The organism is Chroococcidiopsis sp. TS-821, from assembly GCF_002939305.1.
GTDB lineage: Bacteria > Cyanobacteriota > Cyanobacteriia > Cyanobacteriales > Chroococcidiopsidaceae > Chroogloeocystis.
The window spans coordinates 22,700-49,219 of the sequence record NZ_MVDI01000004.1 but is presented as its reverse complement, the minus strand read 5'-3'; the positions used below and the strand labels follow the sequence as shown (position 1 = coordinate 49,219).

The window sequence follows — 26,520 nt, the reverse complement described above, 5'->3', positions numbered from 1 at the left end:
TAAGGGGTAATGGGTAATAGGGAATCAAGATTCTTACCAATGACCAGTTACTTTAATTACCAACCCTCCCGCTTACTTAATTGATAGTTGCATTTAGTTAAGTAAATCTGTGGAATAGGTGAAGAAAAATCTGGAAAATAAAGTTGCTAACCCCAAATGGGCGATAGAAAACAGCTGTTTCAGAGTTCAACAGCAAAGATTTTCCTGTGTTGCGAACTTTTTTCCTTTTTTCGTGCAATAGGAGCAACTGTGACGCTAGAATTTCACCTCTGCGTAACTGGTAGTGACAATTCTTACCAAGTAAGCACTGAAAAATTACCGCCCACAGTGCCACAGGCAAAGGAAGTTAGAGCTTGGGATGTAGCACATTGGTTAAGTTATACAGAACAAATTAAAGAGGCTGTACATCTAGGCGATCGCCATAACTTAAATGCAAACTTAGTTTTTTTAGGAAAACAACTTTATACTGCATTGTTTACAGGAAAAGTTGCAGAAAGTTGGCACGTAGCACAAAACTTAGCCCAGCAAAAACAAGCCGTACTGTCATTACACTTAGAAATTGCTGCAAGTTGCTTGGTCGATTTACCCTGGGAATTTCTCCATACAGCAGAGCGCTTTTTAATTACCGATCCTCAAATCGCAGTGAAAGTTAGCCGGAGTGCAGCCGCAACTGAGAATCAAGAACAATACGATTGGGCTTTACTTCTCGATGATATACAGCGCGAGTCGCTGGCAGAACAACAGTGGAATGAAACGTTACTTGAAGAAATTGACGATAGCGATCCCGACTATGCCGAAGATTCGGCTGTTGTTGCCAATATCTTGAGTCAACTTGCAGCATCACCGTCTACAACCCCAAGTAACGAACCAAGTTCGAGGTTATCTACACCGCCACCGCGAGGCAAATCAGATGTCTTGACCGCACTTGTAATTGGCAGTTTCATGATGGCAACCGTTGCGATCGCGAGTATCTGGTGGGAATATCAGCAACCAAATCAAATTGCTAGCTCTTTAGCATCTTCAGCTTGGAATCGGCTAAATAAGCGCAACTGGCAAAATGCGAGTAGCCAAGAAATCACAGCGATCGCGATCGCTCAACTTCATCAAGGAGAATTGAGCCTGGCACAAGCCTTAGTTGAAGAACTACTCAACCGCAACGCCTTACAATATGCTGACACAGCACTGAAAGCTGTTCCTCGGTCTGCTAATTCTGATAGAATCTTGTTTCTACGCGGACGTTTGGCATGGCAGTCTTCACAAATAGAACAAGCGCGTCGTTATTGGGAAGCTGCGCTCAAACAAAAGCCTGACATAAAATACTACAATGCTTTAGGCTTTGCCTACTATGCACAAGACAATTGGAGTCAAGCGAATGAAGCGTGGTTTGAAGCATTGTATTTAGCGAATCAACAGCCCTTAACGCAAGATAACAGAGAACTGCTTACGACATATGCAGGACTTGCATTAGTATTGCAGCACTTTGTGCCGAATCAACCGCCTAACGAACAAGCAAAACTCATCAATGAAGCAGTAAAGCTCCGAGAAAAAGTTTTAGCAGAAGATCCTGTAAACTTTCAACCGCAGCAGTTAGAGAGGCATTGGCTATGGCATCAAAAAGCGGTTGCCGATTGGCGATCGCTCCTTCTGCTCAACAAATAATGCACAATAAAGTATCTCTCGTCAACTATCTAACCCCGCTTCCTGACCCCTAACCTCTACTATATTCCGTCTTCTGTTTCCTCATCATAAGTTTTACCCAAAATCGCAGCCAGCGAGCGACGCTTGCGAATATCCATCATTTCTGCAAGCGAGACTTTTTCGACATCTACTGGTTGCACGTCTTCCGGAGGCAAAATTGTAATGACTGGGTTTTCACTACTACCATGACTCGCCGATACGGAGTTAGGTTCTGTGACCTCTACAACAGGTGGTTCAGAGCTTCTATGTTCTGTCACCTCAGTGACAGGCAATGTAGGTGTGGAAGTTGGAATAGATGTATTTGGTTCGACACTAGGTGGTTTTGCACTAGGAGTCGTAGAAGGCTGTTGTGCTTGTAACATTTGCACTTGCCGTTGTCGGTTACGCGATCTGCGTCGTTGACGGCGTTGACGCTTTCTTATTGGCTGTGAAGAGCCTTTTAATTGTCGGAAGACAACCCAATAGCCCGCTGCACAGATAACGATCGCACCAATTATCCATACAAGCAGGCGATTGCTATTAATAATGGTTGCTTCAGGTACTTGAACAACGAGTGGTGTTGATTCTGGGCGATCGACAAAACCAGCAAAAGTTAAACTAAAAATAGACAGTGTCGCGGCTAGTAATAGAATTAACCACAGCAAAGGCCAAAGCAGCCAAGGCGAACGCAGCAGTGCAAGTACCGAATTGAAGAAGGTTGATGATTTTGCCGAACCTCGGCGTCTGGCACGGGCCAACTGTAGAGCGCTACGTTGTCGTGATGACTGCTGTGTACTTTGATTTTCGTCCATAACTAAATGCCAGCGGCGTACACCCTGTTTGTTTCATTATCTAATAGATCGGAAAGTCAGCGATCGGGGTTTTTTAGAGTAAGTATGCAGAAGAAGAAATTATTACTCACTATTTACTCTCACCTACTCTAATAACCACTAGCTACTGACCACTAACCTTTAACGATGTCGTTCTAATGCCAACTGAATAAGTTGATCGACTAATTCCGTGAAGGGCACGCCACTTTTTTCCCACATTTGTGGATACATACTTGTTGCTGTAAAGCCTGGTAGCGTGTTGATCTCGTTAATCAAAACTTCTCCTGTGGCTTCAATGTAGAAGAAATCGACTCGTGCTAAGCCTGCCGCATCAACTGCAGCAAAAGCTTGTAATGACATTTCTTGAATTGCCGCAGCAACAGATTCGGGTACAGGTGCAGGAATTAATAATTTGGCTCTACCTGCAGTATATTTTGTTTCATAGTCATAGAAATCGCTTTCAAAAGTAATTTCTCCGACAACTGACGCTTTAGGATGGTCGTTTCCCAACACCGCACATTCTAGTTCCCGGGCAACGACACCTGCTTCGACAATTATCCGCCGATCGTAGCTAGCCGCGTTATCAAGGGCTGCTTCTAGTTCACCGCGCGATCGCACTTTTGCAATACCGACCGAAGAGCCTAAATTCGCCGGTTTCACAAAACACGGATAACCAAGCGTTGCTTCGATTTGGTCGCACAATTTGGGAAAAACACAAGGATTTGACCACACCTGAGCGCGATTAATTGGCATATACTTGACTTGCGGCAATCCAGCTTGGGCAAAGGCCATTTTCATCGCGATTTTATCCATACCCATAGCCGAGCCTAATACTCCAGAGCCTACGTAAGGCACCTGCATTAATTGCAACAGCCCTTGTATTGTGCCATCTTCTCCATTTGGACCGTGAAGCATTGGAAACCAGACATCTACATCAGTAACTTGTGATGAAGATGAAGAAGAGCAAACAGGTAAATAAGGAGATGCCGGAATAGGAAGCGATGTTTGGTTATCAATTGATAAGTGTGCCTTTGGTTCATTGATTTGGAGAGGAGTACCAGATGCAAGAACCTGCTGCGCGTGCTCTCCAAAAAGCCAGCACCCATCCTTTTGAATATAAAACGGCAAAAGTTCGTATTTTTGTCGATTGGGATCTGATACAATTGCTTGCGCGATCGCGCGTGCCGAACTAATCGACACTTCATGTTCTCCTGAACGACCCCCAAATAGCAATCCTACGCGCAATTTTTTCATCCACTCTTCCCCTTACGGTGCTCCTCATTGGGCAATAGCGTACCATAGGGGAGGGGCGATTCAGGAGTTTCGAGTTTTGAGTTAAAAGTTCTTCAATCATGCACTCATCAATTGAAGATTCGATTAGGAGGTCATGCGATTGCGATAGACACTAAATTCGGCTTCTAATCCAGGTAATTGCACAGATTCCTGTGAAAGCGCTTCGAGTTCGTCGGCAAATTCGCGCAAACGTTGAATATTTGCTTGTAGACGCGCCTTAATGCCTTGCGCGCCTAGTGCTAAGCAATCAGGGCAAATATCGCCGTATTCAATTCCTTGGTTGCTATATACTGATGCTCTTGCTGTTTTGAGATGGTAAAGGCAGCCACAAACTAAGCACTTATTTTGCCGTCCTCGTGTAGGTTCTTGGTGAAAACGAATTTTCATACTGCAATACCTTGCGACTTTTCAAAGTTGGTAATTGGTAACTGGTAACTGGTCATTAGCTTGCTTCTATTACTAAGTGCTAGTGCTAACTAGCTTTCCTATTACCTGTTACCTATAACCTCTGCTAAGTTAAATTGTGACTGGTTGCCGAACAACCTCACCCGTTAAGCTAAAAGCGCGGATTTCGGTAATTTTTACTTGTACTAGCTTACCTTTAAGTTCCGCAATATTACCAGGAAAGAACGTTAGGCGATTGCCACGCGTGCGCCCCATAACTTGCGTTGGATCTTTGGGGTTCTGGTCTTCAACTAGCACTTCTTCAATGCGACCAAGATAGCGCTGAGAACGCTCGGCTGCTTTAATCGCAACGAGGTGATTGAGCCGTTGAAGGCGATCGCTTTTGACTTCTTCACTGATTTGATTGTCCCACACAGCAGCTGGCGTACCTGGGCGCGGCGAATAAGCAGCAGTATTCAAGTGGTCAAAACCAATATCCGCGACAAGTTTGAGCGTATTTTCAAACTGTGCTTCCGTTTCTCCAGGAAAACCAACAATGGCATCTGCACTAATCGAGGCATCGGGCATATATCGCCGAATTGTCTCAATAATCCGCCGATATTTCTCTTGCGTGTAGCCGCGTGACATTCGTTTGAGAATTTCGTTATCGCCTGATTGAAAAGGAATGTGAAAGTGTTCGCACACCTTAGGTAACTGTGCACACGCACGAATCAAACGTTCTGTAAAATAACGCGGATGACTCGTTGCAAACCGCAAACGTTCAATTCCTGGCACATCATGCACGTAATACAACAAGTCGGTTAACGTGTGTAAGTGGCGTCCTTCTGGTGTCGTTCCTGGTAAATCGCGTCCGTAAGCGTCAATGTTTTGCCCTAGCAACGTGACTTCTTTAAAACCTTGCTGACCTAGTTCTACCATTTCCGCGCGAATTGCTTCGGGTGTCCGCGACTGTTCTACACCGCGTACATTCGGAACAACACAATAGGTACAGCGTTCATTACAACCATAAATCACATTAACCCAAGCAGTCACTGTACTGTCACGGCGCGGTTTCGTAATATCTTCAACGATTTGAATTGGTTCAGTAGCAACTACCTGATTTCCCGCAAAAACTTGCTCTAGTAAGTCGCGTAAGCGGTTAGCGTGTTGGGGCCCCATAACAAGATCGAGTTCAGGAACTCTTCTGAGTAGTGACTCGCCTTCTTGTTGCGCAACGCAGCCAGCAACGACTAAGGTTAATTCAGGTTGTTCGTGTTTGCGCTTTGCTTGTTTGCCAAGGTAAGAATACACCTTCTGCTCGGCGTTATCTCGAATCGTACAAGTATTGTAAAGAACTAAGTCTGCTTGATTGGGATCTTCTGACCACTCAAAGCCCATGTCTTCTAAAATACCAGCCATGCGTTCCGAGTCGGCTTTGTTCATCTGGCAGCCAAAAGTAGTAATGTGGTAGCGGCGGTTAAAGGTGGTCATCGCGATCTAGTCAAGATAGAAGACAGCATCCAAATTTTAATTATAGATTTTTGTTGGCAGCGCTTGGTGACACTGAGGCTATGGTTCGCTGGAGCTTAATACAGTTCGTACTTGAGTAACGTACACGCTAAAGCACCGTTGTAGACAGGAATGCGCCGCGATGCTTTCAATCCAATTTTTTTCGCTAGTTCTTTGTTACCTGTTAAAACAAACGCTGTCCAGCCTTTGAAGCGTTGCTTAAACACATCGCCAAGCATTTTATAAAACGCACCGAGTTCTTTTACATCTCCCAAACGTTCCCCATAAGGAGGATTACAAATCAGAATGCCGCGATCTGCTGGCGCTTCAAGGTGCGACAATTCTGTTTGAGCAAACTTAATTTGATGTTCAATACCACAGCGCTGAGCATTACTATGTGCTTGAGCTAAGACATGAGGGTCGCGATCGCTTCCCCAAATCGGTGCTGGTAGTTTTGATAATCTACTGTTTTGCGCTTCTTTTAGTAGCTGCTGCCATAATTGAGAATCAAAATCAGGAAAGTTTTGCAAGCTGAATTTTTGTCGAAATAAACCCGGCGCGATATTCAATGCTTTTAACGCTGCCTCAATTGGTAAGGTTCCTGAACCGCATAATGGATCTAACAACGGCAAATTGCTATTCCATTCGACAATTTCTAAAAGCGCAGCCGCAAGCGTTTCCTTTAGGGGCGCAGCACCCATCGCCTGGCGATAGCCGCGTCGATGCAAACTTGTACCGGAACTGTCTAAACTCACAGTACAGTGGTCTTGATAAATATGAACATTGATCGATATATCAGGATTTTGCACCTCAACGCTCGATCTTTGACCGAATTTGCGACGCTGTTGGTCTACGATCGCATTTTTGACCTGTAACGCGGTAAAGTGCGTGTGGTTGAGTTTTTGATTGCCGCCTGTGCAGGTAACGGCTAATGTATTATTTGGCTGGAGGTACTCGTCCCAGGCAATTTTTTGGATTTCTTGATAGAGAGTATCTGAATTAGGGCAGTAGAATTCCCGCACGGGTACGAGAACTCTAAAAATTGTTCTTGCCCAAAGATTGACGCGGTATAGTAGCGCGCGATCGCCAACAAAATGTACTCCAGTAAAGTCAGGGCGTACTTCTTTTGCGCCTAAACGTTCTAATTCTTGCGCTGCAACGGGTTCTAGTCCGCGTTGCACTGTTGCAAAGTAGCTAAAATTCACACTTTTGAAACTAAGATGGGCAATAGCCCATCCTAACAACTACTCTTGTGGTTGTGTCATGAGTTTTTCTTTGTCAAGTCTGCGCTTTCTCGCATAAAGTTGAATCGCAACTGCCATCGCCACGATCATCGCTAAAATTCCCCACGCTGTAATATCTGTGGGTAAATTGTTTTTGAATACAGCTAGTAACACGATTGCTACAAGAAACACAGTTGGTGCTTCATTTAAAGCGCGTAGCTGTTGACTACTCCAGCGACACTCGTTTTTTGCTAATTGCTTCATTAAGCGACTGCAATAGTGATGGTAGCCGATCAATAAGACAACTAATAGCAGTTTAATATGTAGCCAACCTTCTTTGAGTACTTCCGGTTCCGTGCTAATTAACCCGATCGCCATTGCTACCGTTACCAGCATTCCAGGTGTAGTAATGATGTTGTACAGCCGTTTTTCCATCAGCTGGTACTGATTTTTGAGAATTGTTTGCGCTGGTTCGGGTTGTTCATTCGCCTCAACGTGATAAATAAACAAGCGCACTAAGTAAAACAATCCCGCAAACCAAACCACAATACCGACAAGATGAAATGCTTTAAACCAGTAATAAGCCATATTTCCCAATCTCTTTTAAATCTGATGTCCTTTTCATTTATGTCCAAGCCGAAATGCGGTGCTTTATGTGTAGCACACTTAAGAGTGACACCCTACAAAATTTTGACATTTTCATAGCTTAGCCAAGAGAAGGTATCAGCGATCGCCTACCAACACAAACCTTAAACCTAAATGTGTTTTGAATGTCAATTTTCTTTGAAACTCTGAATCTCAGGAATGGCAGAGGACATTATGTAGACCTGCAGTTTTGAGGTCAAAGTGAGAAGTGAGTTATACCATTTCTCTAAATAAGAACTACAATTAACTTCTCCTCTACCCCTCTGCCCCTCTGCGTCCTCTGCTCCTCTGCGGTCTATTTGTAGCAACTTTAAAGCGAAACGGTATTAGAGCATATTGTAACTTTAGTTTACCTCTCAGGCTTTATTAAGAAACAATGAAATTTTGACGACCCATCTGGAACAACGCGGCTTTTATCTGTAGAAAAACTGATAACTAATTGACCTCCTTAGTTAAATAATGACAACATTTAATGTTAAGGATTGATTTTTTTATGCTCCATCATATTTCGATTGCTGTCGATCGTCCGTTTCATGTTGCTGAGGTTTTAGCACAGATTTGTCACGGATATTCACTTCCTTTTCCACCGCATCCAGGAAGCTATATTGTACTTGCTGATGATGAGTATGGTACAGCAATAGAACTGTATCCTATGGGAACTGAATTAATTCCCGGAGTTGAAGAAGCAACATTTTCACATAATAGTTCATCTAGTGCATTTACCGCCGTTCACGCTGCTATTTCGGTGCCAATTAGCTATGAAAAAATAGCAGATATAGGCGCGCGAGAAGGTTGGTTAGTCAGAAAGAACAATCGCGGCTCGTTTCATGTCATCGAATTTTGGATAGAGAATAAATTAATGTTAGAATTTCTGCCACCAGACTTCGCGTTAGAGTACTTAAACTTCATGCAACCACAGAACTGGAGAGCATTTCTTGATATAACAGAGGTCAAGAATGTCAGTTCCTGTCAAAGCTAAAATTACTAGTTTGCGCAGGTGGACTTTGTTTGCTTAGCAGCAAATTTATTCGCTGTCTAAATTCAATTCTATGCTGGTTTCCACGTACCGTGAAATCCCATTGGAACTACACTAGGTAGTCCTAGACGGCAAATTGGGGGTTCTGTTAAGCGATCGCCAAATATCCAAACTTCACTACTATCAGTATTACCATCATAGACAACAGTCACAACCCAACCTCGATCTGGATTTTCAGGATCGAAAGCAAAAATAGGTTCAGTAGGATAGCGGTTTTCACCACAGTCAGCGATCGCGAACGTTTGAGTTTGATAGTCAAAACGCGCGATCGCCCCAAACAATTCTTTGCGCGCATCAACACCCGGACGATGTACAGAAAGATAAATTTGCTGTGGTTCTTTACCAACGACGTGTGGAGGAATGACCGGAAATTCACAATGACGGTCTAAGATATTTTCACTCGCTGTCACTTTACTCGCGCGGGGATCGAGACGTATTTTCCACAGTGCACTTTTTGCAACAGTATGCGTTTCCCCAGTAGCAACTTCTTTGAGATATTGATTTGTTTGAAAATCTTCATAGCGGACAACGTCAACGATGATATTACCGCGATCGTCTACGTAGCCATTCGCAAAATGCCATTGATACCAAGGTTCTGTTTCGCCTCGACAAACTAGTGCGAGATTGCGGTCGAATACTAAAAACTCTGTCCCAAGTTGCGGTTGCCATTCTAAGGAATCGCTAAAATTACTCCAGCCGATAAGAATTGGTAAGGCGTTGAGCCGCACTGGAGGGATAAAAAACACCAGATACTCGCCTGCTAAAACGAAATCATGCACGAGTGGAACGCCTTTGAGGGGAAATGCTGCGCGTTGCAAAATTCTGCCCGTGGCGTCGCTTTTATAAAGGTTCAGTGTCGCATTCAAGCCAGGAGTAATTCCAAAGTTAAAGATCTCGCCAGTTTGAGCGTCAATTTTAGGGTGAGCAGAATAGGGTAAGTTATCTTGCAATCCACCTAAATCGTCGCTTCCCCAAGTTTGTAGCGTTTTCAAATCAAGCGCGTAGGGATTGCCACCTTCCCATAGCGCTAATAGTTTATCAGGAAGTGCCAAGACGGATGTATTTGCTGCATTTTTTATGGGTTTGAACCATTGGTTCCAAATTGGTCCTGGTGCAGTCATGCCATAGTTACCATAGAGGAATTGCCCTGCTGCGGCTTCTTCCTGATAACCTTGTGTTTGTACATAACGATATAAGGCTGTAGCGTCAGTGTCAGTAAAATTGACTGCGAGAATTGCACCGTCACCATCAAACCAGTGTCCTACGCGCGTTGTACCGCGTTCGAGTCGTGCAGGACCATTGCGATATAACGTACCGCGCAGATTGGCAGGAATTTTACCTGCAAGGATAGGTAACGTCGTCAGTGGAAATTCTTTGGCAGGTTGAGCGATCGCTTTCGCCCAAGTTCGTGTAGCTGGTTCACCTTTTACGTACATTCTTTAGCTTACGTGCATACTGCAATGTCTTTCCCTAGGTTAGCAAGAATGCACTTTTACTTGTAGCTACTTGAGAATTACCTGTACAAATTTCGCATAAATTCTTTTGACATTATCTTTTAAGGATATGTTTATTATTTTATCTATCCATAATTAAAATTATAAATAAAAGTTTTTTAGAATCTATCTTTAGCTATTTCTACGAAATCATAAGTTATTTTTTAAATCACGAATAAACTACTAAATTAGGTTTTATAATTCCTATCAAGACTCTAATTTAAACGGATATACATTCAAAAAATATTAAAATCGGCAAATAGCTTTTGTTAATTTTTTGATTTATGAATGCTCTAATTCAAGAAGTACAAGCAAGTTTGTTACAATTGTTAGGTAATACTATTGAAGCACTTCCAGCCTTTGCCGCAGCAATTATTATTTTGTTTTTGACGCGTTATGCGGCGAATGTTACGCGCAGAATGACTCATGTAGCAACAAAGCGAGTAGTTAAAAGTCAATCGCTGCGATCGCTTCTTATTCAGATTACTCATGTTGCAACTTGGGTAGCCGGTATTCTCCTTGCGTGTGTTCTTGCATTTCCAGATTTGCGGCTAGGAGATATTATTGGTTTACTTGGCTTAGGTTCAGTTGCCTTTGGTTTTGCTTTTCAAGACATTTTTAAAAACTTTTTAGCAGGCGTGTTATTACTTTTGAATGAACCTTTCCGATTGGGCGATCAAATAATAGTTAATGGTTCAGAAGGAACTGTAGAAGATATTACGATTCGCTCGACTCAAATAAGAACTTACCAAGGGGAACGCGTACTGATTCCTAATGCGATCGTCTTTACAAGTTCGGTGCAGGTACTGACTGCAATGCCACACCGTCGAACTGACTTAGAGTTAGGCGTTGACTATAGTACTGATTTAGCAAGTGCAATTGATTTGTTGCTGGAGACGGTCAAGCAGGTTAAAGGTGTTTTGCCAAGTCCACCTCCGGAAGTTGATGCAGTAGCATTTGGTGATAGTGCAATCGAGTTAGTAGTGCGTTACTGGAGTGCCCCACAAAAAATCCAGGTACGCCAAACGAGAACGCGGGTAATTATTGCCCTAAAGAAAGCGTGCGACCAAGCTGGAATTAATATTCCTTACCCCATTCGGACACTTTATTACTACAATCAAGCGCAATTTAACGACCGCTATCCAGCTAAAGATCGTACTGACTCTCATATCAATTAGCGGCAGTCATCGTTAGCAGGAAAGATTTTGTTAATTTTAGCTAAATCAAGGTCTTTTTAGGAAGAATTCGCTTAGTGCCCGCAGCAGCAGAACATCTAAGCGCGGTAAACGCATTTCTACTGCGCCATCTTCAATAACCACTGTGTAACTTGTAAATTACATTTTATTGTTGCTACTGAAAAAAAAATTCTGTTGGCTTACAGTCAAAAAATAGATGAACTATAAATCAAGCAAAGGAGGACAGAATATGGCTGCCAAGATTTTGATGCTGGTTGGAGACTTTGTGGAAGATTATGAAGTGATGGTACCCTTTCAGGCGTTGCAGATGGTAGGTCATACCGTTCACGCAGTTTGCCCTAATAAAAAGTCTGGAGAGTCTGTACGCACGGCTGTTCATGACTTTGAAGGCGATCAAACCTATTCAGAAAAGCCAGGACATAACTTTACGCTCAACGCTAATTTTGCTGAGGTTCAGCCTGCGGAATACGATGCTTTGGTTATTCCTGGTGGTCGCGCTCCAGAGTATATTCGACTTCATCAAGAGGTTATTGCGATCGTTCAACACTTTGCCAACGCCAACAAACCAATTGCAGCTATTTGCCACGGCGCGCAACTTTTAGCAGCAGCAGGAGTCATTCGTGGAAAGCGTTGCAGTGCTTATCCAGCATGTGCGCCCGAAGTTCAAGCCGCAGGCGGACAGTTTGTGGAGGTACCAGTAACTGAAGCTGTTGTCGATGGTAAATTAGTGACAGCTCCAGCTTGGCCTGCGCATCCTCGGTGGCTGGCTGAGTTTCTCAAAGTTTTGGGAACCCGCATTGAACATGCTGAATTAATGGCAGTTTAATTCTAGTGTCTTCAAAAAAATAGCGATCGCGCGTATGACTTAGTGCGTGCGGGTTAGTTGAACCTTGAAAAGCGCAACAATTCCTCATGCGAGCGCGATCGCACGCGCTACAGTTAGTTAGCAGTATATTGTAGCTAAGTTGAGCTTGATATCAAATATCTTTTGCACGACGTCGGCTACGACTTTATCAGGCGTAGAAGCGCCAGAAGTGATACCAATTGCGATCGCGCCTTCTGGTAGCCAGTTTTCTGTAACTACCAGTTCTCCACTGAGTTGTCGGTGTTCTACACAATTACCTGGACCAATGCGATCGGCACTGTCGATATGATATGACGGAATTTCGCGTTCTACGGCAATTTCTTGCAAGTGCGTCGTGTTAGAAGAATTAAAGCCGCCAATTACAACCATTAAGTCGAGTTTTTCTTCGACTAGCTCAAACATCGCATCTTGGCGTTCTTGTGTTGCATCGCAAATCGTATTGAAGCTTTGGAAATGGTCGTTTAAAGCTGTCGGACCATATTTTTTCAACATTGTACGCTCAAAGAGTTTCCCGATTTGCTCGGTTTCACTTTTGAGCATTGTTGTTTGATTAGCAATTCCGACGCGTTCTAAGTCGCGATCGGGGTCAAAGCCTGCGGAACAAGCGCGGCTAAATTTCGCTAAAAATTCATCTTTATCGCCGCCATTGAGAATGTAATTGGCAACGTATTCCGCTTGTGCCAAATTCAAAACAATCAAGTATTTTCCAGCAAACGAACTTGTTGCTAGCGTCTCTTCGTGGTTGTATTTACCATGAATAATCGACGTATATTCGCCTTTTTTGTGCTTCTCTACGGTGTTCCAAACTTTAGATACCCAAGGACAAGTTGTATCAACAATCGTGCAACTTTTGTCATTTAATAGTTGCATCTCTTGAACACTCGCACCAAAAGCCGGAAGAATTACGACGTCTCCCGATTCAACAACCGAAAAGTCTTTTTTGCCATTTTCTACCGGAATAAATCCGACTTGCATTTCGCGCAGGCGTTGATTCACGGAAGGATTGTGAATAATTTCGTTAGTAATCCAAATTCTTTCTTGAGGAAAGTGCTGGCGAGTTTCGTACGCCATTGCCACAGCACGTTCAACACCCCAGCAAAACCCGAAGGCTTTTGCTAAATAAATTGTGACATCACCACGCTGCAGCGTATAGTTATTGTCGCGAATTTCCTGCACGAGATTGCTTTGATATTCCGATTGCAGCTGCGTGGCGACTTCAGCTTGATGTCCAAATCCTTTACGGTGGTAGTTTTCTGAATGTTGGAGCGATCGCTTAAAAGCTTTTGTATCCATGCAGGTGTTGCCTCGTACTTTGATGCTTCTCACACTCGATCATAAAATGCCCAGACGCCAATTGGATGCTGTCGTTAAAATACTCATACCCCAAAGGTTAAAAGTCAGGATTAAAAGCTATGAAGAGGTAATGGTTTTGAGCTGCGAGCGACTCTTAAGCATCTCTTTAATGGCTATAACCTAAAAACAACAAAAAACCGCCACAGACTTGCGACGGTCAAGAAATTATGGAGAAATGACAAGTAGGACGTTAACCAAAACTAGTAAGTACTAGACACATCCCCAGGACGTCGCGTTGCACCATAAGCACTTGGATCGGCTATGCCGCTTGCATCGGCTTCTTTGAGGAATCCACTGTAAGCTTCCATACCATGTTCGCCAATGTCCAGACCTTCGATTTCTTCTTGGGGCGTGACGCGAATTCCCAATGTCACTTTCAGGATGTACCAGAAGATAGTTGTAAGTAAAACGGTAAAGCCACCTACTGAGAGGACACCAATAATTTGCGGCCACAAGGAGCCAAAGCCACCACCCAACAGTAACCCGCGGATAGGACCAGCACCTTCTTCATAAAGATTCAGCGCACCGCCAGGACCTTCGGCAAAAAGACCAACCGCTAGCGTTCCCCAAATGCCACAAACTAGGTGAACCGAGGTAGCACCTACAGGATCGTCAATGTGGATTTTGTCAAACCAAGTTACGGAGAAGACGACAATAATCCCCGCAATCAAACCAATAACGGCTGCCCAAGGTAAACTCACAAATGCACAAGGCGCGGTAATTGCTACCAAACCTGCCAAGATACCGTTAATAATCATTGACAAGTCCGGCTTACCAAGATACACCCAAGCAACAATTGTCGCCGCGATTCCACCTGTTGACGCTGCAATATTTGTTGTTAAGGCAATATGCGCAATACTGGGGCTGACTGCCATCGTCGAACCAGGGTTAAACCCAAACCAGCCTAGCCACAGGATTAGACAACCCAACATTGCAATACTCATGTTGTGTCCTGGCATGGCGACCGAAACGCCATCTTGGTATTTACCTAAACGAGGACCTAGGATAGCTGCTCCCATCAGTGCTGCCCAACCACCGACTGAGTGAACAACGGTTGAACCCGCAAAATCCCAAAAGCCAGCTTCAGCAAGCCAACCGCCACCCCAAATCCAGTGACCTGTAATTGGATAGGAGATACCTACGAGTAAAAGGCTAAAAATCAAAAAGTCAATAAACTTGATGCGCTCCGCAACGGCTCCAGATACGATCGTTGCCGCAGTACCCGCGAATACCAACTGGAATAAGAATTTTGCACCAAGGGGAACGCCTGTCCAGTTTAGAGCGCTAAAGACACCTTGATATGCATCTCCTGTGGCTGGGCTGTTGTCTGCACCTGTCAAAAACCAGCCGTTTGTACCAAAGAAAGCATTACCATCGCCAAACATCAGCGCAAAGCCGATCGCCCAGAATGCAACCGTCGATAGCGCGAACACAATCAAGTTTTTTGCCAGAATGTTAACCGCGTTTTTTTGACGACAAAAGCCAGTTTCTAGCATCCCGAAACCAGCGTTCATAAAGAATACTAGAAACGCAGCAACACACACCCACAAAGTATCTAAGCCAACTCTAAGATCTATTAAGTCTTGTGGTGTGCCAAGACCACCAGCAGGCGCATCTTGTGCAACAGCAGCATAACCCCATCCTAAAACTATAAAAATTGATAGCGGAATGCAAGCTCGCCATGTAGGAGATAGCCGCTTGATTGCTTTGTGCAACTGTGCAAAAAATGTATTTGTTCTGACTGAGGAGCGCGCGTACCGACTTGCTGAATAAGGTCGCCTTTTATCTCTCCATCTTTTCTGTTGCTTTATTTTTAGCTTCATTCCTTGAACCGATCCTTCAACTGCGAAAACACATCCAAAGCTTTAATCTGATAGCTATTTATGCTTTAAGGTAAGCTGCACAAGCGGTTCTAATAGATGTCTTCGATCTATTAGCCTCCTTGCTCAAGCAGACTTCAATAATTCCTGCCCTTATGACAGGGTGACGAGATGAGTTCTCAGAAGAATTATTGATAGTTTTGAGACTTTGATTTTGTATTTTTTTAAGCTAGTAATCTGTATAAATAATCACAGTTACTCGCCGATTAGTTTTGCTAGTTTGGAATAAAAACCAAAGCCTAGCAAACGTCCGCCAACAGCAAAAAAGCATAAAGAAACTAGGAAAAAGCAATTTTTTGTGTTCTTTATGTCAAAATTATGCAGAAAATGCATCATTTTTGACTGATACGTTTTATTACAAATTAGATAAGTATTTTTGATAGCCAAGTTCGTCTAACTTGGCTTGCTTCTCCACCACCATCGTCGTTAAGCTAGCGCGGTATGCTTGCACTTGTTGCAATAGCGTCGAATTGTGCGTTGCCAAAATTTGCACGGCGAGTAATCCAGCGTTTTTTGCATTGCCGATCGCCACAGTCGCCACAGGAATACCCGCAGGCATTTGTACAATCGAGTACAGCGAGTCAACTCCTTGTAAATGACGGCTAGGAACAGGAACTCCGATCACAGGTAAAGGAGTTAAAGCCGCAACCATCCCTGGAAGATGCGCCGCACCACCCGCACCCGCAATAATGACTTTTAGCCCGCGTTGATGGGCAGATTTGGCGTAGTCTACCATGCGTTCTGGCGTGCGATGTGCTGATACAATCGCGACTTCGTATGCGACATCAAATTCAGAACAAACCGCGATCGCCTCTTTCATCGTGGGCAAATCAGAATCGCTGCCCATAATAATACCAACAAGCGGTTGAGTCATAATTTTTGCCTGCAAGGGCTGTTGTCAACTGGCATTTTATTGTTGCGTATGAAGTTTATATTAATAACGAACCACAAATACTCAAAGGACACAAAGATTTTAAGAATTAAGAATAAAGTAAGTGTGTCAGCTTTATTGGGTTTACTTATCTTCGTGATATAAGTGATGACCGAATCAACAACACCGAGCACCAATTTGAATATTATTAATACACGGCTACCTGGTTACGCAGGGTTACAGCAAATTTGTGTCGAGCAGGGTAGGATAACTCAAATCTTACCGATGAGTGACGCAACACCCACGCAAAGTTTGGATGTTGCTGGAGATTGGATTTCTTTGGGAGGTGTTGATTTACAGATTAATGGTGCGCTGGGGCTGGCTTTTCCGGAAATTGAAATGCAGGATTTTCCTAAATTAGAGAAGATTTGTCAGTTTTTATGGCAACAAGGAGTTGATGGTTTTTTACCAACTTTGGTGACAACTTCTCTCAAGAATTTCCAGCGATCGCTTGCTGTTATTGCGGAATTTATGCAAAAGGATGAACCGCAGCAAGCCAAAATTTTGGGCGTGCATCTAGAAGGACCATTTTTGAATTACCACAAACGCGGCGCGCATCCAGCTGAATATTTACTACCGCTGACAATTGAAAACGTTCAGCGCGTGATTGGTGACTATGCGTCGATTGTGAAAGTAATAACCTTAGCACCCGAATTAGACGCGACTGGAGATGCGATCGCTTATCTACGTTCGCTTGGCATTACCGTCAGTCTCAGTCACTCACAAGCCACCGCAAAAGAAGCACAACGCGCGTTCGCTCGAGGTGCAACAATGGTCACTCATGCGTTTAATGCAATGCCAGGGCTGCATCATCGCGAACCAGGACTATTGGGAGAAGCGATCGTGTATCCTGGGGTGTGGTGTGGTGTTATTGCCGATGGGCAGCACGTTTGCCCCACAATGTTGAAAATTTTGTTGAAAGCAAGCGGTTACGCCCAAAAAATCTTTCTCGTGAGTGACGCTTTAGCACCTCTAGGATTACCTGATGGAACTTATCCTTGGGATACGCGCCAAATTACAGTTAGTCGTGGTACGGCAAGATTAGCTGACGATACGCTAGCCGGAACGACACTGCCTTTACTTGTAGGAGTCCAAAAGTTGGTACGCTGGGATATCTGTGATGTCGAAAGTGCGATCGCGCTTGCTACAACAGCACCTCGTAAAGCCATTCACCTACCAGAATTTATTGGTAGTAATGCAAGTCAACTGCTGCGCTGGCACTGGGATGATACAACAAAAGAACTGACTTGGCGCAGATTAAGTGAGCAAATAGAAATGAGTGATACCAATTAAGAACATTCGTAATTATTCTCCCTCTGCTCCTGAAGCTCCCTCTGCTCTGTTTCCCCCCAACCCGTGATAAGTTAAAGCGTTGGGGACTCACATCAATACTAGTTTTATGAACGCAGCAGACGATAAAACAATAGTCAAAGATTACTTCAACTCTACAGGGTTCGATCGCTGGCGACGGATTTATGGCAACGGTGAAGTTAATAAAGTACAACTCGATATCCGTAACGGGCATCAGCAAACCGTAGAAACAGTTCTCAACTGGTTACAAGACGATCGCTTAGCAGGAATGTCAATTTGCGATGCAGGTTGTGGTGTGGGAAGTCTGAGTATTCCCTTAGCGCAAGCTGGTGCTAAAGTTTATGCGAGTGATATTTCCGAGAAAATGGTGCAAGAAGCTAAAGATCGTGCTGCGGCAGAATTAGCTAACACAGATAATGTCACGTTTGCGGTACAAGATTTAGAACACCTCAGCGGCAAATATCACAGTGTCATTTGTTTAGATGTGCTGATTCACTATCCACAAGCGCAAGCAGCTGAGATGATTTCGCATTTGTGTTCGTTGTCTGAGTCACGCTTGATTCTTAGCTTTGCGCCCAAAACTCCTGCTTTAAGTTTACTCAAAAAGATTGGTAGTTTCTTTCCTGGACCTAGTAAAGCAACTCGTGCTTATTTACACAAAGAAGCTGATGTAGTAAAGATTCTCAATAGCCAAGGCTTTACGGTTCAACGACAAGCAATGACACGCACTCGCTTTTACTTTTCACGTATTTTAGAAGCGGTGCGTAGCTGAGATTGGTTGACGTATGAGTAAATATCCTGCTTGTAGTTTTCTCATATTTTCTGCGGTGACATTATCTGCGGGAAATAAGCATTCAACTCGTAATTCTTGAAGTGTAATGTCATAGGGCGTTCCTAAAGTGGCGATCGTCGAGAAGAAATTAAACTGGCGATCGCCTTTAACAAAATTAACATTGTAAATCGCGCCACGATTGCGGTACATCAGGATACGCTAGTAGTTACGTTAAGGAGTGCGATTGATTTTTCACTTTGTCCCTCAATAGCTGCTTCGCGATGTACTCTCCGAATTAAATGTCCTGCAACTTCTTGCCAGTTGGTGACCAAAGGGCGTAGTCCCTGCGGATCGAACATCAAGCGCATTAAATTGATGCGGTCAAACTGAGTTTGTAAGGCTTGATTGCAACAAGTGCGATCGCCGTTTTCGCATTCGCGATCTTAGAAATTTACGGCTTGAAACAGCTGTAAATGCCTGTAGAATAGTAACGCCTAAAGCTACGCGTTAAGCACAAGTTGCGGTAATATTCATCGGTGCGAGTGCTGCTATCCCCTTTAAGTAAAGCGATTGCAAGTCGGTTCCATCTTCAGGATAGTGGGCGAAGCCGATACTAAAGTTAAGTTTGCCAGTGCCATCAGTAGCAAATTCTTGATGTAGCGTTTCTTGCACTGCGCTTAATCTTGCTTTCCCATCACCGCGACTTGTACCATACATTCCTATCATGAATTCTGCGCCTGCCCAGCGACCAACGATCGCTTGCTCGTGAAAGAATTGTTGCAAGAGTTGTCCGATACGCCGTAGTAGTGCATCGCCTGTAGTATAACCATGACGAATGTTGATCTGTTGCAAACAGTCTAAACGAATAATTGCTAAGGAAAGCAGTTGACCGTCTGCTTTGGCTTGGTTGAGTAACTTTTCAAATTCTTGAATTGCTTTTTGACGATTAAACACACCTGTAAGTGGATCAATTTCTGCAAAATTCCGCAAAAGCTGAATGCGTTCCCAACGATTGACAATCCGAGTCACTAATTCAGGACCAACAATTGGCTTACTCACAAAGTCATCCGCCCCTGCACCAAACACCTGATTCACGGCATCCGTATCGTTGTAAGCTGTGAGAAACACAATCGGTAAGCTATTCCACTGCGGATCGTTGCGCACAACTTGGCATAAATCAATGCCATTGACGTGAGGCATCTTGACATCTAAAATTAGCAAATCGGGGTGAGTTGTTGCTAGCGTTTCCCAAAAATCACGCGGATCGGCGAGCGTTATCACTTTCATCCCCCAGGGTTCGAGAAGACTGCGGACAGTAGCAAGAATTTGCGGATCGTCATCAACGACCATCACCTTGGCAATGCGATCGCTACTTTGTAAAATTTGAGCGAGTTTAGCAATGACTTCTGCTGGTGGAGTTGACTTGTGTAAAAAATAGCGCCCTCCTATCTTAGCGACAGCGAGGCGATCGCATAAACTATCGCGTGCGGTATAAACCACAACGGGAACTGATAGTGTTTGTTTGTGTAGTTGAGCAATCAGTTGCAAGCTTTCCTCGGTAGTTGGGGAAATCGCAATATCGAGTAACACGACTTGTGGATTTTCGCGATACATGGCTTCGCGCGCCGCAACGAGGTTTGTGCTAACTCGCGTGCGGATTCCTTGTTGTTGAGCAATCCTGGCTAACTCTTCGGCTTGCAGGCGATCGCTATCAACAATTAACAGTAAAGGTGATGTCTCCTCTTGATGTTCTGTCGCCATACCTTGGGCTTCGGGACGCTGAATTTCTTGACGTAAAGCGGTTACTAATTGACACAGATGCGCTGCTGCTTCGGTTGGAATTGACTCTGCTTGAAAGATGCGCTCAATTTTTTTAGCGATGCGCGAACCTTCATTCAAGCCAAATGTACCTAAAGAACCAGCTAAAGTGTGTGCTTCGTATTCGGCTGTTGTGCGTAATTCGTCGTTGAGTTGTTCTTGCAACAGTGCAACGGTTGCGCGTTCGAGTAAGGCTACCTGCTGACTAACACGTTCTTTAAATTGACGCCACACTCCGGCGATCGCAAACAATGTTTGTTGTTGCGTTTGTTTGCCAATTTCTACGGGTGGTAGCGATGCGGTTTCGAGTGGTTTTAAGCGATAGCCGATGCCGTAAACTGTTTCGATGAGGTCAGTGGCTCCTACAGCTTTTAATTTCTGTCGCAATCCTTTGATTTGCGTTCTTACTGCTTCTTCGCCTGGAGTTTTATCGTACGACCATAAGTGTTCTAAAATGGCATTGCAGCTATACACGCGGCGATTGTTGCGGAGAAAGAGTTCCAAAAGCGCGTACTCTTTGGGTGTTAAATGGACTGGCTGTTGGTCGTAGGTTACTTCACAGCTACTCGGATCGAGGCGCAGTTTTCCCCACTCTAGTACTGGAGTTGAGGCGAGATCGCCACGCCGCAACAATGCACGAACCCGCGCTACTAATTCTTCGCGGTCAAAAGGTTTAACTAAATAATCGTCTGCGCCTGCATCTAAACCAACAACGCGATCGTGACTGCTATCTTGTCCGGTAATTAATAATATCGGCATTTGGTAGCCACGCGATCGCAACCTCCGACAGAGACTAATACCATCTAATTTCGGTAACTTAACATCGAGCAAAATCAGATCGTAGGCAAAAACTTGTACTAACTCCCAAGCTGCTTCACCATCATTCGCTGTTTCTACTACATAGTGCTGCTGTGTCAAAACTAAGCGCAGCGCTTCTGTAATAAACTCGTCATCCTCTACTATTAAAATTTTCATAGTGGATGGCTCACGCCTATTGTCTCTTCATACTTATCCTAGCCATTAAGCAGTCATAAGTAAAAGTCACTGGTTACCAATTTCCTATTTGCAAAAGGCAGAATTTCTCATTAATTCTACTTTTTGATCGTATAGTGTAGGGTTGCTAATAAATCTTTGGCTGTATAAGGCTTCGGTAGAAAAGCTTTTACGCCTAAACCCGTTTTTGTAGCGATTTCCTCATTAGAACTTAGCCCACTTATGGCAATAATTTTCACCAGAGGATTCATTTTTTGGAGCATCATGATTGTAATTTTTCCATCTAGAGAAGGCATCATCATATCAAGCAAAACTACGGCAATTTGAGCTTGATATTTAGCATAAATTGTCAAGGCTTCAGTCCCGTCACTGGCAGTTATAACGCGATAATTATATGCTTCCAAAGAGAGTTTAGTGGCTTCGCGAATACTTGTTTCATCATCAACAACTAAAATCAATTCACCGTTTCCTAAAAAAAGTTCGCTATCTTTAGTTGGTTGTGGTTCAGTTGCTTCGGTTGCCGGTAAGTATACGCTAAATTTTGTTCCTTTGCCAACTTCACTATAAACATTCACAAATCCACCATGATTCTTCACAATTCCTAGGACTGTAGCTAATCCTAAACCAGTACCTTTTCCAACTTCTTTAGTGGTAAAAAATGGTTCAAAAATTCGCTCGATAATCTCTGGTGGAATGCCGCTACCTGTATCAATGACACTAATCATCACATAGCACCCTACCGAGGCTTCTACATTCATTTGAGCATAGTGATCGTCAATTATAGTGTTCTCTGCACGAATACTGAGAAGACCACCATTCGGCATCGCATCACGCGCATTCACTACTAAGTTCATTAATACTTGATGCAGTTGCGTTGCATCGCCAAAAATTGTCCATAAATGAGGAGAAATATCGGTGACAACTTCAATTGATTTGGGAAAGGTTTCTTTAATAAGATGAATAATTTCTGAGATTAAGTGTTTTACTTGTAAAGTAACGCGATCGCCTTCAAAACCCCGTGCAAAAGACAAAACTTGTTTCACTAATGCTGCACCGCGTTTAACGTTGCTTTCTAACGAGTTGAGTAAATGTTGACTTTGAGAATCGCTAAACTTCAATTGTAATAGTTGTACTGACATTAAAATTGGTGTCAATACATTATTAAGATCGTGCGCAATTCCACCAGCTAGCGTACCAATACTCTCCATCCTTTGTACGCGCAATAATTGTGCTTCAAGCTTCTTCTTTTCGGTGATGCCAGTATTGACTACTAAAATTGATTTAGGCTTTCCTTGCGCGTCGCGGACTAATGTCCAACGGCTAGCAACAATAATTTTTTTGCCATATTTATCAACTTGGCGCAACTCGCCTTGCCATTCGCCTTGTGTATTGAGCTTGTCTTGCGAAGAAGTTAAGAGTGCTGGTTCTGTATGTAACAGTTCATCAGCGTTTTTCCCTAAAGCTTCTCGCGCTTGCCAACCATACAAACGTTCTGCGCCTTTATTCCAAAAAGAAATTCGTTTTTCTAAGTCTTGAACAAAAATTGCATCGGTGGCAATATCAAGTAATGCGGCTTGTTCGCGAATTGTTTGTTCGGCAGCATAGCGATCGCTAATGTCGGCAATCACTGCCATAATCCCATTAATCTGATTGTTAGTATCGCGCAAAGGTGCGGTAGAAAGCGAAATTGCGATCGCTTGACCATCTTTTCTATGAATCGTCAGTTCAAGATCGCTAATGGCTTCACCTCGTAAGATTCGCGCTTGCAGGTGACGATCGAGTTGTTGACTGTCGAAAATAGGCAAATACTGGTTAATGATTTCGTGCTGACTCCAACCAATAATTCTTTCTGCCGCAGGATTCCACAAACTAACTTTTCCGTTTGGTGTTAGTGCTACAATTGCGAGTGGTGATGATTGAATCAGCGTTTCTAGTGTTTGGTTCGCTTTTCTGAGTGACTTCTCTGCTTGTTGGCGTTGTTTGATGTAGCGATGCATTAAGGAATACAGCAGCACCAATAATCCGACATTAAGTAGCGTTGCGACTGAGGATGTCACCATTTCATCGCGAAAGCCATTTTGTGACTGTTGGGCGCGTTGTTGGAGTCTAAATCGTTCGCGTTTTTCCATCTCGCCGATAATTTGGCGAATATCTTCCATCAATTGCTTACCGCGACCAGACAATACCATGGCTCTTGCAGCATCGAACTGATTTTTCTGCTCTAAGTCGATTGTGCGTTCTAGTTCGGCAAGTTTAGCTGTCATTTTTTGTTCTAGCAGCGCAATTTGTTGCTGTTGCGTAGGGGAATCTGCAGTAAGTTGCTTAAGCTTGGCAAGTTGTTCTCGTGTTTGTATCCTTGCTAACACATATGGTGCTAAATACTGCGTATCTCTTGTGAGTAAGTAGCCGCGTTGCCCAGTTTCTGCATCTTTAAGCTTTGAGAGTGTTGTTTCGAGTTCGGCGATAACTTGATGGCTGTGCGCGATCGCTTGTTCGTTGGTAATCAGTCTTTGCGTACTGCGATACGAAATTGCCGCATTACTCAACGCAAACGCTAAAACAACAAAAAATCCTACAGTTAATCTTTTTGGAACGGAGCGTAGCATCAGTGCGATCGCCCCCTCTATCGCATTTGGCGAAATAAAGCTATCTCGTACACTGTATCAATTATGTATTTTGTTGTCCTGTCGGTTGACAGTTGCATAAATACCTGCCGTGTTATTTAGTCTAGCTTTCAGACAAAATGTCGACGATCTCGGTTGAATTTAGTCCGATCCTATCTTGAAAATAAGTATTTTTGCGTTAAACTTGCCTAACACTGATATGAGTATTTACAATTGCGCGGTACATCAAACAACACCTCTGTGCAATTAACAACATATCTTCAAGCATTGCAATCGCTACAGTAGTCATGTAAGCAAAAAGGCTGTTTCTATGAAAATCCTTGTCCTTAACGCAGGATCGAGTAGCCAAAAAAGTTGTTTGTACGAACTGAGCGATCCTTTACCCGACTCGCCTCCACATCCGCTATGGGAAGCGAAAGTAGACTGGAGCAAACATCCTGGAGTAGCTGCTATTAAAATCAATGCTCAAGATAGAGTTTTAGAAACCGAACTTGAAACCGATTCGCGCCCTGAAGTCATTTCCTACTTATTCGATACCTTGGTGAGTGGAAAAACGCAGGCGATCGACGATCTCAGTGAAATTGACATTGCAGGTCATCGTGTTGTTCATGGCGGTCAAGATTACCGCAAAGCAACTCTGATTACTCCTGAAGTCAAAGATACTATTCTTCTTTTATCTGACTTTGCACCTTTGCACAATCCTGCGAATCTTGAAGGCATCGAAGCAATTGAACAGCTGCTACCATCTTTACCACAAGTCGCCGTGTTTGATACCGCCTTTCACAGTCAAATACCATTAAGTGCAGCAGTGTATCCAGGACCTTATGAGTGGTTTGAGCAGGGAATTCGTCGCTACGGTTTTCATGGAATTAGTCATCAATATTGCGCGCATCGAGCTGCAACACTGCTAAAGCGCGATTTACAGTCTTTACGGCTGATTATTTGTCATTTAGGAAATGGCTGTTCGTTATCCGCCATTCGTGATGGAGTCAGCATTGACACGACAATGGGCTTTACTCCCCTAGAAGGCTTAATGATGGGAAGTCGCTGCGGCTCAATCGATCCTGGTATTTTGATTTACCTGTTGCGCGATCGCGAACTCGACGCAGATAAGCTCGATGAAATCCTCAATCATGGTTCTGGCTTAAAGGGAATTTCTGGAGTATCCCAAGATATGCGTCAAATCCAAAGTGCGATCGCTTCTGGAAACTCGCGCGCTCAACTTGCTTTCGATATGTACGTGCATTCGTTACGCAAACACATTGGTGCAATGCTAGCAACTTTGGGCGGTTTAGATGCATTAATCTTTACAGGTGGTGTTGGTGAAAATCAAGCTCAATTACGTGCTAAGGCTTGTGAATCGTTTGCTTTTTTAGGTTTAAAGCTCGATTTAGCTCAAAATGCTGATTCTCCAGGCGATACTGATATTGCAACAGATGATTCTACAGTGCGCGTTTTAATTATCAATACTCAAGAAGATTGGGCGATCGCTACTGAATGCTGGAAACTCACGCTTGATACTTAGCACTATGAACGAACTCAAAACACAACTACCTACAGATACTTGGGTAGATTGTACGTGGGAAGAATTTATACAAGCGACAACACAACCTGAATATGCAAAAGCCAAATGCTATTACCACAACGGACAATTAAGGTTAGAAATGTCGCCTGTAGAACCTAATCATTCTTTAGATAATGGACTAATTGTTCTACTTGTAAACTTATTTGGCGTTGCTAAAGGAATACCGTTGAAGTTACTAATTAACTGCAGCTATCGCCAACCAGGTATTATAGAAGCCCAACCAGATGCATCTTACTACGTTGGAGAACGAGTAACGAGCGCTCCTACTGGTTCTTCTGTTGTTAATCTTGAATTTAATCCACCTCCAGATTTAGTCATTGAAGTAGCAGATACATTGCTAACCGATGATATCGGGCAAAAGCGTTTACTATACGAAGATTTAGCAGTTGGTGAATACTGGGTAGTAGACGTGAATAAGACGCAAGTTATAGCTTTTAAAATTCTTTCAAATGGCGGTAGCCAACGAATTAGCGAATCAAGTGTATTACCAGGACTCGCGATCGCGCGTTTAGAAGAAGGTTTACAACGCAGCCGCGACACTGATAATACCGCTGTTGCTGCTTGGTTTTTGCAAGCTTTTAGTCAATGACAACAAAACTTGACACCAGAGGAAAAATGCACTAATCTACAAGTTAACGTTAACGTCAATCTGGTGCATCAGTAAACAAAGTGATTGAAAAAATGCGAATTGGAGAGCTAGCACAAAAAGCTGGCGTGACTCCAAGAACGATTCGCTATTACGAAAACCTAGGACTATTACACCCAAGTGAACGGGAGGGAAGTGGCTTTCGCTACTATACGGAAGCTGAGTTACTGCGACTACAAAAAATTGATTGCCTCAAAGCACTCGGACTAACTCTCGAAGAAATTGCTAGCGTCATCGACTTGTACTTTGAAGATCCAACCGAACTCAAAGCTAAGCAAAAGGTATTGACAATTCTCCAAGCACACCTCCAAGAAACCGACGACAAAATAAGCGCACTCGCGCAGTTTCGTTCAGAGTTGCTTTTCAATATTACTAAAATTCAAAAATGTATTGAGCAAATCAATAGCCAGTAATTTTTTTCAATCTATATTGACGTTAACGTCAAGGTTAAAGGTA

General features: G+C 43.5%; 23 protein-coding genes. 9 read left to right on the top strand and 14 right to left on the bottom strand.

Features of this window, described 5'->3' with window-relative positions:
- The first annotated feature begins 249 nt into the window (after positions 1-249).
- Entirely contained in the window at positions 250-1,659 is a 1,410-nt protein-coding gene (locus tag B1A85_RS13255; protein WP_146087175.1) for a hypothetical protein, read from the top strand.
- Positions 1,660-1,718: 59 nt separating this feature from the next.
- Here the strand turns inward: B1A85_RS13255 and B1A85_RS13250 are convergent, their stop codons facing one another.
- From B1A85_RS13250 to hemJ, 6 genes are all read right to left on the bottom strand, one after another.
- Complete coding sequence (locus B1A85_RS13250) at positions 1,719-2,489, bottom strand: hypothetical protein (protein ID WP_104547386.1); 771 nt, start codon at positions 2,487-2,489, stop codon at positions 1,719-1,721.
- Positions 2,490-2,648: 159 nt separating this feature from the next.
- The gene (locus B1A85_RS13245; RefSeq protein WP_104547385.1) at positions 2,649-3,761 is read right to left on the bottom strand and encodes a D-alanine--D-alanine ligase family protein; all 1,113 of its coding nucleotides are present in this window, start codon (positions 3,759-3,761) and stop codon (positions 2,649-2,651) included.
- A 123-nt stretch (positions 3,762-3,884) separates the two neighbouring features.
- Entirely contained in the window at positions 3,885-4,187 is a 303-nt protein-coding gene (locus B1A85_RS24545) for a hypothetical protein (RefSeq protein ID WP_210404436.1), read from the bottom strand.
- Between the two features lie 129 nt (positions 4,188-4,316).
- Entirely contained in the window at positions 4,317-5,675 is a 1,359-nt protein-coding gene (gene miaB, locus B1A85_RS13235; protein ID WP_104547384.1) for a tRNA (N6-isopentenyl adenosine(37)-C2)-methylthiotransferase MiaB, read from the bottom strand.
- A gap of 95 nt (positions 5,676-5,770) precedes the next feature.
- The gene (locus B1A85_RS13230) at positions 5,771-6,898 is read right to left on the bottom strand and encodes a class I SAM-dependent RNA methyltransferase (protein WP_104547383.1); all 1,128 of its coding nucleotides are present in this window, start codon (positions 6,896-6,898) and stop codon (positions 5,771-5,773) included.
- A gap of 39 nt (positions 6,899-6,937) precedes the next feature.
- A complete protein-coding gene (hemJ, locus tag B1A85_RS13225; protein WP_104547382.1) occupies positions 6,938-7,504 on the bottom strand; it encodes a protoporphyrinogen oxidase HemJ in 567 nt (188 codons plus the stop codon).
- Between the two features lie 550 nt (positions 7,505-8,054).
- On the opposite strand from hemJ, the gene B1A85_RS13220 reads away from it, so the two are divergent.
- Positions 8,055-8,540, top strand: coding sequence for a hypothetical protein (locus B1A85_RS13220; RefSeq protein WP_104547568.1), 486 nt, complete (start codon positions 8,055-8,057; stop codon positions 8,538-8,540).
- A 68-nt stretch (positions 8,541-8,608) separates the two neighbouring features.
- Here B1A85_RS13220 and B1A85_RS13215 read toward each other — a convergent pair whose 3' ends face one another.
- Complete coding sequence (locus B1A85_RS13215; RefSeq protein ID WP_104547381.1) at positions 8,609-10,033, bottom strand: carotenoid oxygenase family protein; 1,425 nt, start codon at positions 10,031-10,033, stop codon at positions 8,609-8,611.
- Between the two features lie 341 nt (positions 10,034-10,374).
- Here B1A85_RS13215 and B1A85_RS13210 point away from each other — a divergent pair, with 341 nt between their 5' ends.
- Both B1A85_RS13210 and B1A85_RS13205 read left to right on the top strand, forming a co-directional pair.
- Positions 10,375-11,268, top strand: coding sequence for a mechanosensitive ion channel family protein (locus tag B1A85_RS13210; RefSeq protein WP_104547380.1), 894 nt, complete (start codon positions 10,375-10,377; stop codon positions 11,266-11,268).
- 247 nt (positions 11,269-11,515) lie between these two features.
- Complete coding sequence (locus B1A85_RS13205; protein ID WP_104547379.1) at positions 11,516-12,112, top strand: DJ-1/PfpI family protein; 597 nt, start codon at positions 11,516-11,518, stop codon at positions 12,110-12,112.
- Positions 12,113-12,229: 117 nt separating this feature from the next.
- Here B1A85_RS13205 and B1A85_RS13200 read toward each other — a convergent pair whose 3' ends face one another.
- From B1A85_RS13200 to purE, 3 genes are all read right to left on the bottom strand, one after another.
- Positions 12,230-13,444 (bottom strand): 4-hydroxy-3-methylbut-2-enyl diphosphate reductase, encoded by a 1,215-nt coding sequence (locus tag B1A85_RS13200; RefSeq protein ID WP_104547378.1) that lies wholly within the window; start codon positions 13,442-13,444, stop codon positions 12,230-12,232.
- Between the two features lie 260 nt (positions 13,445-13,704).
- A complete protein-coding gene (locus B1A85_RS13190; protein WP_210404435.1) occupies positions 13,705-15,327 on the bottom strand; it encodes an ammonium transporter in 1,623 nt (540 codons plus the stop codon).
- Positions 15,328-15,739: 412 nt separating this feature from the next.
- A complete protein-coding gene (purE, locus tag B1A85_RS13185) occupies positions 15,740-16,258 on the bottom strand; it encodes a 5-(carboxyamino)imidazole ribonucleotide mutase (protein ID WP_104547376.1) in 519 nt (172 codons plus the stop codon).
- Positions 16,259-16,423: 165 nt separating this feature from the next.
- Between purE and nagA the strand changes: the two genes are divergently transcribed.
- Positions 16,424-17,608, top strand: coding sequence for an N-acetylglucosamine-6-phosphate deacetylase (nagA, locus tag B1A85_RS13180; protein ID WP_104547375.1), 1,185 nt, complete (start codon positions 16,424-16,426; stop codon positions 17,606-17,608).
- 106 nt (positions 17,609-17,714) lie between these two features.
- Positions 17,715-18,398: a magnesium protoporphyrin IX methyltransferase gene (bchM, locus tag B1A85_RS13175; RefSeq protein ID WP_104547374.1), complete on the top strand. Its 684-nt coding sequence runs from the start codon at positions 17,715-17,717 to the stop codon at positions 18,396-18,398.
- Here the strand turns inward: bchM and B1A85_RS13170 are convergent.
- From B1A85_RS13170 to B1A85_RS13160, 4 genes are all read right to left on the bottom strand, one after another.
- Positions 18,378-18,608, bottom strand: a complete 231-nt coding sequence (locus B1A85_RS13170) for a hypothetical protein (RefSeq protein ID WP_104547373.1) — start codon at positions 18,606-18,608, stop codon at positions 18,378-18,380. The two genes, bchM and B1A85_RS13170, sit on opposite strands and share 21 nt — an antisense overlap.
- Positions 18,608-18,757 carry a hypothetical protein gene (locus B1A85_RS23935; RefSeq protein WP_168192401.1) on the bottom strand — a complete coding sequence of 50 codons (150 nt, stop codon included), beginning with the start codon at positions 18,755-18,757 and terminating at the stop codon, positions 18,608-18,610. The genes B1A85_RS13170 and B1A85_RS23935 overlap by 1 nt, the downstream gene beginning before the upstream one ends.
- 148 nt (positions 18,758-18,905) lie before the next feature.
- Positions 18,906-21,191 (bottom strand): response regulator, encoded by a 2,286-nt coding sequence (locus B1A85_RS13165; protein WP_104547372.1) that lies wholly within the window; start codon positions 21,189-21,191, stop codon positions 18,906-18,908.
- 116 nt (positions 21,192-21,307) lie between these two features.
- Positions 21,308-23,815 carry a CHASE3 domain-containing protein gene (locus tag B1A85_RS13160; protein WP_104547371.1) on the bottom strand — a complete coding sequence of 836 codons (2,508 nt, stop codon included), beginning with the start codon at positions 23,813-23,815 and terminating at the stop codon, positions 21,308-21,310.
- Between the two features lie 328 nt (positions 23,816-24,143).
- Here B1A85_RS13160 and B1A85_RS13155 point away from each other — a divergent pair, with 328 nt between their 5' ends.
- The 3 genes from B1A85_RS13155 (at position 24,144) to B1A85_RS13145 (ending at position 26,477) form a co-directional block, all read left to right on the top strand.
- Positions 24,144-25,358, top strand: a complete 1,215-nt coding sequence (locus B1A85_RS13155) for an acetate/propionate family kinase (RefSeq protein ID WP_104547370.1) — start codon at positions 24,144-24,146, stop codon at positions 25,356-25,358.
- Positions 25,359-25,362: 4 nt separating this feature from the next.
- Positions 25,363-26,007, top strand: a complete 645-nt coding sequence (locus tag B1A85_RS13150; RefSeq protein WP_104547369.1) for a Uma2 family endonuclease — start codon at positions 25,363-25,365, stop codon at positions 26,005-26,007.
- Positions 26,008-26,099: 92 nt separating this feature from the next.
- Complete coding sequence (locus B1A85_RS13145; RefSeq protein WP_104547566.1) at positions 26,100-26,477, top strand: MerR family transcriptional regulator; 378 nt, start codon at positions 26,100-26,102, stop codon at positions 26,475-26,477.
- Positions 26,478-26,520 lie beyond the last annotated feature (43 nt).